Origin of the sequence: Paraburkholderia sp. SIMBA_053, assembly GCF_046534895.1 — a bacterium.
GTDB lineage: Bacteria > Pseudomonadota > Gammaproteobacteria > Burkholderiales > Burkholderiaceae > Paraburkholderia > Paraburkholderia caledonica.
Genome location: NZ_JAWRXU010001534.1, coordinates 1 through 241, shown reverse-complemented (window position 1 = coordinate 241; position 241 = coordinate 1). Strand labels below are relative to the sequence as shown.

1 pseudogene is annotated in these 241 nt (G+C 56.0%); it reads left to right on the top strand.

What is annotated here, in order from left to right:
• Positions 1–28 precede the first annotated feature (28 nt).
• Positions 29–241: pseudogene (locus SB753_RS40710) on the top strand (hypothetical protein); the annotation flags it as partial.

Here is a 241-nt window from a genome sequence, read left to right as displayed (position 1 = left end):
CTAGCAGGGCACAGGGAGCGCAAAAAAAATGCCAATAACCGAGTATGCGCAGGCCCGTGAAGAGATGACCGCGTCTGCCATGAGAAAGGAGACGCTCGCATCGTCCGAAAAAGTCGAGGCGCGCCCGCTGCTGCATGACCATGCTTTGGGAGATCCGATTCCATCGCAGTCAGCGACCCGGAGAATGAAAGAGAAGGCGAAGTCGATATTGCCCGATAGGCTATTCCTGTGCCTGTTGCAC